This window comes from Pseudomonas sp. EL_65y_Pfl2_R96 (assembly GCF_963970905.1).
In the GTDB taxonomy this organism is placed as follows: domain Bacteria; phylum Pseudomonadota; class Gammaproteobacteria; order Pseudomonadales; family Pseudomonadaceae; genus Aquipseudomonas.
The window spans coordinates 21,269-27,639 of sequence record NZ_CAXAQH010000046.1 but is presented as its reverse complement, the minus strand read 5'-3'; the positions used below and the strand labels follow the sequence as shown (position 1 = coordinate 27,639).

Genomic DNA, 6,371 nt, shown 5'->3' with positions numbered 1-6,371 from the left:
ATCGAAATCGGCAGCCGCAACAACGCCCCCACGCCGCAGCACAAAATCCAGGACATCTACCTCTTCCACATCGACCTTTCCCGGCCGGACACGCCTTTTTGTTTCGAACAGTCCATCGGTGGCGGCCATTGCGAGCAGGGTGGGGCAGCGTGGTTGGCGGCGTCGGAGCTTGAGGCCTGGCCGGGTGAGTGGCGTCTGCATTTGCAGAAGTCCGGTTGTGGTTGGGTCGCTGAGTTGGTGGATGGTCATCCGGGTGTCGATCAGGCGATGGTGGTGTCGATGATTCTCGAACGCCACGTCGAGGGTGCCAAGTCTGTGGGGCGGTGGAAGGCGATTGCCGGATGGTTCAAACGCAACATTCATTTCACTGGCCGTTACGGCGTTTAACCCGAGGAGAATCCCATGAGCCAGACACTGGAACGCGCCATTGCCATCGCCGCCGCAGCGCATGAGGGACAGGTGGACAAGGGCGGCGCGCCTTACATCCTGCATCCGCTGAAGGTCATGCTGCGGGTGAACACGCTGGAAGAGCGCATCGTCGCGGTGTTGCATGATGTAGTCGAGGACTGCGGCATCAGCCTCGACGATCTGCGCAAGGAAGGCTTCAGCGAAGCGGTGCTGACGGCGATTGCGTCGGTGACCAAGGTGCCGGGCGAGTCCTACGAAGCGTTCGTTGAGCGCGCGGCGCAGAACCCGATCGGGCGGATGGTGAAGCTGGCGGATCTGGAAGAGAACAGCGACTTGTCGCGGATTGCCCAACCGTCCTGGGAGGATCTGGAGCGCGTTGAGAAGTATCGGCGGGCGATGGGGGTGTTGCGTTCGTAGCGGGTGCCGATCACTCCGGGATTTGCCGACGTCAGGATCAAAAGATCGCAGCCTTCGGCAGCTCCTACGCCGCCATCGCTGCCAATGCTACGGGGTGTGTTTGGCCAGGGTCGCCTTAAGCGCCTCGGTGACAAGAGCAATCAGAATGGGTTCGGAGGTCGACTGCATCACTGCACCAATTTCCGATTGCTGTTCTTTCACTTTGCTCGCGTATTTTGAAGCGTGGCCTTCAGCGGCGAGTGATGCCAACTCTGTTCGAGAGAATGACTTCTCATAGGCCCGCGCAAGGTTCTCGTCCCATTCAGGCTGATACTTGGGCAGCAATGCATTGATTTCGTCGGACACGGCATTGCGTGCCTTTGTGCTTCCCAGCTTTGAAGCGATCGTCACGTAGGTGACTGTTCTCTGCGCGGCCGACAGTGCAAGGGTGGAGAGGTTACCGCCTATATGTGCCTTGGCAATGAGTGTGCGGGCCTCATCAAGCGCGGGTGTTTCAGCAGACACGGTATTGGACAGCGCGAATAACACGGTCAATGCGATGGCGGCAGCAGGCATCCTTTTCACAATTTTCTTCCATGGGAGGACCTTGACAACCCTAGTCGAGGAAACATGAATCGCCCCGATTTTTTCCGAGATCACGACTGGCCGCTTTGAACCGTGGAGGATTGCCCTCTCCCTGGCAGGAGAGGGTAGGCCCACCTTATGCGTGATGAATCTCCCGATCGTTGGTTTCCGGCAGGAAGAAGGTGCCGAGAATGGCCGTCATCACGGCGATGACGATGGGGTACCACAGCCCGTAATAGATATCACCCGTGGCCGCGACCATGGCGAACGCCACCGTGGGCAGGAAGCCGCCGAACCAGCCATTGCCGATGTGGTAGGGCAGCGACATCGAGGTGTAGCGGATGCGCGCCGGGAAGAGTTCCACCAGCCAGGCGGCGATCGGGCCGTAGACCATGGTCACGTAGATCACCCGAAGCGTCTGGGTGGCGCCCCGCTGATGCTTTTTTCGGGGCGATCGCCTTGGCCGGGCTGCGCTCGGCAGCACCGGGGACGCGATCTGGTGGCAATGCTGCCGGAGCGCTGCCATCGCGATCCGGCGCATCGATGGTTGCGGGCGTTCATTGTGAATTCGGTGTGAATCGCGCCGTCTGTACTTCGTCAGCGCGGCGTTAGTATTTTTCCATTCTCCCATCATTCCCCTTGAAAAGAATCGGTCTAAAAAGCCCGGCCCGGGCTTCGAACGATTTGCTATTCTGAACATGTAGGTGAAGACGCAGACTGATGCGCAAAGGGATAGCGAGGAAGCGTGGGGCGCGCTCCCAAGGGTACACGGTTAGAAAGATCTCCGCGCTGAGATCCAGCCCTTATGCCGTGTGAGGCAGAACAGCCTAAAGCTAAAAATCCTGTTCTGTGAGAGGCCCGATAAACCTTGTAAGCCAGAGACCAGCACTGGCCACCTACTCGATTTTCAAAGCCCGCCTTGTGCGGGCTTTTTCGTGTTCGCGGGGGCAGATAACAAGCGGGTTATCAGCGCCATCACACCGCACCCGTAGCAGCTGGCGAAGCCTGCGTTCGGCTGCGAAGCAGTCGTAAAATCATAAATAGCGGTATATCAGGCAGACCGCATGAGCCGGATTCACGCCTGCTTCGCAGCCGGACGCAGCCTTTGGCAGCTGCTACAAAGAGGGCGTTACGGCTGAAATTGGCTTTACTGGCTGGCAACGCCCTCGGCGATTGTGTTTAGCCAGTGCTTTGGCTAATCTCGCACAAACACGTAAAAACAGGCATAACCATGCAAGCCGAGCATCCCTCAGCCGAACTCCCCCAGCTGCGCCGCCAGAAAATCCTCCTGATCCTCGAACGCGACGGCAAGGTCATGGCCGGCGAGCTGAGCCAGCATTTCGCCGTGTCCGAAGACACCATTCGCCGGGACCTATCGGAGCTGGCCAGCGCCGGGCTGGTGCAGCGGGTGCACGGCGGGGCGCTGCCGCGGCCCAAGGACACGGGCAAGGATTACTTCACCCGGGTCAGCGAAACCGATGAGGTGAAAACCCGCCTGGCCCAACTGGCCGCACGCCGGGTCAAGGATGGCCAGATCGTGATTTTCGATTCCGGAAGCACCACGCTGCAGATCGCGCGCTCGCTGCCCTGCGACATTGTCATCACGGCCATCACCGCCTCGCCAATGATCGCGATCACCCTGGCTGAATACAAAGGCATCACGGTGATCGTCGCCGGTGGTCAGCTCAACCCCGCAACCATGTCTTCCAGCGGGCATGAAGCTCTGCGGCTGATCGAGGGCATCAAGGCTGACCTGGTGTTCACCGGCGTTTGCGCCATTCATCCGGAAGTCGGCCTCAGCTCGCTGCATTTCGATGAGGTGCCGGTGAAGCAGGCGATGCTCGCCAGTGCCTCCCACGTGATTGCCGTCACCACCGCAGACAAACTGGGGGCGGTGGAACCCTTCGTGGTGGCGCCTTGCAACTGGGTGCATACGCTGATCACCGAACGTCATGTGGCCTCGGGTAACGTCGAGGATTACCAGAAACTGGGGATCGAGGTGGTACAGGCAGACGCTTGAGCGTCATCGCAGCTCAGCTGCATGGGTTACGCTGATAGCAACGACGGGAGGAATGCAGCCATGACTGAGCGCCATATGATCCACTCGGAAACGCTGTCGAACGGATGCAGCATTGAGGTTAAAACCAAGATACTGAGAGACGGCTCGCTGGAGATGTTCATCGGTGTTTACCGGCCGGACGGCTCGGTCATTGTCGAGGACAAACACCCGTCGCCGCATCTGCTGGACATGGAAGCTGCGATGGACTGGGCCATCGAAAAAGCGAGGACCATCGGTAACAGCCAAAGAACGCTGTAACGCCCGGCGATAACTGAATCATTGATCGGCAGGAAGGTCGTACCTATGGGTTTGAACGCACTGCGATTGAATTCGCTGTAGCGTCACCTCATCCCCGCAGCCCTGACCTTTTAGGACGTTCAAATGAAGCGCACCGCGATAATGACCCTGGCCATTGCAAGTACTCTCCTGCTGGGAGGCTGCTGGCCTTACTGGGAAGAGGGAGACAGGTACGATCGGGATCACCGTGAATACCGTCGCGATCATGACCGTGGCTATGATTACCGTGATGATCGAGGGTATGACCGCGATTACGATCGTCGTGATGATCGCCGTCGACATCGCAACCGTGACGACAATGACAACCAGGGCGACGATTGACGCTTGATCGCCCGGCTTCAGAGCGGGGTCATTACCGCTCTGAACCTCCTCCTGAGGAATAACCATGCGAATGCTGACCGGGCCTATTGCTGCGCCCTTCACTCAATGGCTGATCGCGGCGGGTATCGGCCTGACTGCCATGGTGTTCAATGCGCAGGCACAAACCCCACCTCAAGCCACTCAGGAAATAAACGGCTTGCTGGACTTTGTCGAGCACAGTGAGTGCCGGTTCGTGCGCAACGGAAGCGAATACCAAGGCCCTCAGGCCCGGGCGCATCTGGAGAAGAAGCTGGAGTATCTGGATGAACAGGACAGGGTGAACAGCGCAGAAGACTTCATTGAACTGGCGGCCACCCAAAGCAGCATGAGTGGCCGCGCCTATGAAGTGCGCTGTCCGGCCGGCATGCAACCGGCCAGCCTCTGGCTGAAGACCGAGCTACAGCGGCAACGTCATTGATTGTCTTGTCGGGCGCTAGCGCAGCAGATGCACCACCAGCCCAATCAGTCACTGGCGATTCCTTTTTCAAAAGGCGGTTCAGGCCTTCACGGCGTACCAAACATCGCCGTCCAGTAAATGCCCGCGTCACTCTTCGGGTCCACCGCATAGGCTGCGCCCAGTTCGCGAAATTGTGGGTTCATCAGGTTGGCGCAATGGCCCGGGCTGGCCAGCCAGCCATCCACCACCTTGCGCACGGTGTCTTGCCCGGCGGCGATGTTCTCACCAACTTGCTGGCCGGCGTAACCCGCCAATTCGGCCCGATCACCCGGCGTGCGGCCGTCGCGGTCCTTGTGATCGAAGAAGTTATGGTTGGCCATGGCCCGGCTGTGGGTCTCGGCTGCGGTCCCCAGCGTGGCGTTCCAGGTCAGCGGCGTCGTGGCGGTAAAGGATTGGGCACCGCACTGGCGCGCTTGCGTGCGGGCGCTATTCATCGCTTCGAGCAGTTTTTGGCCCTCCGCCTGCCAGTCGCCAAGGCGCCCGGTCAACAGCGGACGCGCCAGCACGATGCGCCACTCACGGCCGTCCCGGCTGACGCCGACGTCGACGAATTGCGGGTCCAGCACCACTTGGCAGAAGCTCTCCTGAATCGCCTTCATGGCGGACGGTGCATCACGCGGGCCGGACAAGCTGATTGCCTGCACATTGACCATCGGATAAGCCGCTCGGGCCAGCGCCTGCTGCAAGTCGCCAATGCTGTTGGCGGACAGGACCAGACGCGGATCGCTCGCCAGCGGCGGCAGTTCAGAAGACGCCTGGCCGCCGCAGCGCTGCACCTGGCTGCGGTAAACGTTGATTGATTCGACCAGTTGCTTTTCATCGGCCGCCGACGCGGTGACGCTGAACACCAGCCCGAATGACAACGCGGCAAGATGCAAAATGGATGACAGGCTGCGCATGAAAATCTCCCTTGAATGGACTAGGGGGGCGTTCTCAATTGGTTTCGCGGCGGGGAAACTCATTGAGAACGCCGCCTTCGCCCATGATGCGCGATTTCCCCCCTCTCGACGCAATGCCTTTTCGCCTCGACATGCCGTTTCTTGTCAGGCGGTGGGAATGACTTGCGACGACTACAATCTACCCAGGTCAGTGCTACAACGACGCCGTTTCATTGCTCTGGCCGGTTTCATCGGAAGGGTCGATCATGCGATTAAAATGGGTAGCCACCGGTTACGCAATCATCCTTCTGTGCGGGCAAGTGTTGGCGACCGACCAAGAGCAAAAGCAGGAAGTGGCCGAAGACAAGGCGCAGGTCCTGGAGCAGAAAGCGGCGGAGAAGGGCAGTGAAGTTCCGGTGCCCAAGTCCGAGACCATCACCACCTCTGAAGCGCAGGCAGTCGATCCGGCAGGCGCCGCGCCGCTGGACGATGCCATTACGTGCCTTGCACGCAGCATCTATTGGGAAGCCAAAGGGGTGACAGATGCCGACATGGAAGCTGTGGCCAGCGTGGTCATGAACCGGCTGGGCCATGAGGGTTTTCCGGATACGGTGTGCGCCGTGGTCAAGCAAGGTTCTGAAAAGCATGCCTGCCAGTTTTCGTGGTGGTGCGACGGGCGTTCGGATCAGGTCAACGAGGACGACGAATATGTCCTCGCCAAGGAAATCGCGCGCAAGGCACTCAACAAGCAGCTCACGGACCGCACCCATGGTGCTTTGTATTTCCACGACAGAACGGTGAAGCCCGACTGGGCGAAGGAGTACACCAAGACGGCCGAGACCCGGAAGTTTCTGTTTTATAAACCTGGTGGCGGGACGGCAAGGTAGGTGGGAAACGCCACGGTTATGGTCTGCTTGGCGCACAAGAAATT

At 59.4% G+C, this 6,371-nt stretch carries 9 protein-coding genes and 1 pseudogene; 6 read left to right on the top strand and 4 right to left on the bottom strand.

The window, feature by feature from the left end; all coding sequences use genetic code 11:
* Both AACY49_RS28135 and AACY49_RS28130 read left to right on the top strand, forming a co-directional pair.
* Window positions 1-387, top strand: a 387-nt coding sequence (locus AACY49_RS28135; protein WP_339527510.1) for a hypothetical protein, incomplete at its 5' end; no start/stop codon positions are given.
* A gap of 15 nt (window positions 388-402) precedes the next feature.
* Window positions 403-825 carry an HD domain-containing protein gene (locus AACY49_RS28130; RefSeq protein ID WP_258696211.1) on the top strand — a complete coding sequence of 141 codons (423 nt, stop codon included), beginning with the start codon at window positions 403-405 and terminating at the stop codon, window positions 823-825.
* 87 nt (window positions 826-912) lie between these two features.
* Here AACY49_RS28130 and AACY49_RS28125 read toward each other — a convergent pair whose 3' ends face one another.
* Entirely contained in the window at window positions 913-1,380 is a 468-nt protein-coding gene (locus AACY49_RS28125; RefSeq protein ID WP_258696210.1) for a hypothetical protein, read from the bottom strand.
* A gap of 145 nt (window positions 1,381-1,525) precedes the next feature.
* Window positions 1,526-1,807, bottom strand: a pseudogene (locus tag AACY49_RS28120) (MFS transporter); the annotation flags it as partial.
* 813 nt (window positions 1,808-2,620) lie between these two features.
* Here AACY49_RS28120 and AACY49_RS28115 point away from each other — a divergent pair.
* Both AACY49_RS28115 and AACY49_RS28110 read left to right on the top strand, forming a co-directional pair.
* Window positions 2,621-3,409: a DeoR/GlpR family DNA-binding transcription regulator gene (locus AACY49_RS28115; protein WP_339527509.1), complete on the top strand. Its 789-nt coding sequence runs from the start codon at window positions 2,621-2,623 to the stop codon at window positions 3,407-3,409.
* A 60-nt stretch (window positions 3,410-3,469) separates the two neighbouring features.
* Complete coding sequence (locus AACY49_RS28110) at window positions 3,470-3,706, top strand: hypothetical protein (protein WP_258696208.1); 237 nt, start codon at window positions 3,470-3,472, stop codon at window positions 3,704-3,706.
* 18 nt (window positions 3,707-3,724) lie between these two features.
* On the opposite strand, the gene AACY49_RS28105 is transcribed toward AACY49_RS28110, so the two are convergent.
* Window positions 3,725-4,132: a hypothetical protein gene (locus AACY49_RS28105; protein ID WP_339527508.1), complete on the bottom strand. Its 408-nt coding sequence runs from the start codon at window positions 4,130-4,132 to the stop codon at window positions 3,725-3,727.
* Here AACY49_RS28105 and AACY49_RS28100 point away from each other — a divergent pair.
* Complete coding sequence (locus AACY49_RS28100) at window positions 4,131-4,523, top strand: YfeK family protein (RefSeq protein ID WP_339527507.1); 393 nt, start codon at window positions 4,131-4,133, stop codon at window positions 4,521-4,523. The genes AACY49_RS28105 and AACY49_RS28100 overlap by 2 nt on opposite strands.
* Before the next feature lie 86 nt (window positions 4,524-4,609).
* Here the strand turns inward: AACY49_RS28100 and AACY49_RS28095 are convergent, their stop codons facing one another.
* Window positions 4,610-5,461 (bottom strand): CAP domain-containing protein, encoded by an 852-nt coding sequence (locus AACY49_RS28095; RefSeq protein ID WP_258696205.1) that lies wholly within the window; start codon window positions 5,459-5,461, stop codon window positions 4,610-4,612.
* 245 nt (window positions 5,462-5,706) lie between these two features.
* Here AACY49_RS28095 and AACY49_RS28090 point away from each other — a divergent pair, with 245 nt between their 5' ends.
* Entirely contained in the window at window positions 5,707-6,327 is a 621-nt protein-coding gene (locus tag AACY49_RS28090) for a cell wall hydrolase (RefSeq protein WP_258696204.1), read from the top strand.
* The last annotated feature ends 44 nt before the right edge of the window (window positions 6,328-6,371 follow it).

Bases quoted from the DNA above. Each gene is read 5' to 3' on its own strand.
- AACY49_RS28110 (WP_258696208.1), top strand. From the start codon at position 3,470: ATGACTGAGCGCCATATGATCCACTCGGAAACGCTGTCGAACGGATGC.
- AACY49_RS28090 (WP_258696204.1), top strand. From the start codon at position 5,707: ATGCGATTAAAATGGGTAGCCACCGGTTACGCAATCATCCTTCTGTGC.
- AACY49_RS28125 (WP_258696210.1), bottom strand. From the start codon at position 1,380: ATGCCTGCTGCCGCCATCGCATTGACCGTGTTATTCGCGCTGTCCAAT.
- AACY49_RS28130 (WP_258696211.1), top strand. From the start codon at position 403: ATGAGCCAGACACTGGAACGCGCCATTGCCATCGCCGCCGCAGCGCAT.
- AACY49_RS28105 (WP_339527508.1), bottom strand. From the start codon at position 4,132: ATGGTTATTCCTCAGGAGGAGGTTCAGAGCGGTAATGACCCCGCTCTG.
- AACY49_RS28095 (WP_258696205.1), bottom strand. From the start codon at position 5,461: ATGCGCAGCCTGTCATCCATTTTGCATCTTGCCGCGTTGTCATTCGGG.
- AACY49_RS28115 (WP_339527509.1), top strand. From the start codon at position 2,621: ATGCAAGCCGAGCATCCCTCAGCCGAACTCCCCCAGCTGCGCCGCCAG.
- AACY49_RS28100 (WP_339527507.1), top strand. From the start codon at position 4,131: ATGCGAATGCTGACCGGGCCTATTGCTGCGCCCTTCACTCAATGGCTG.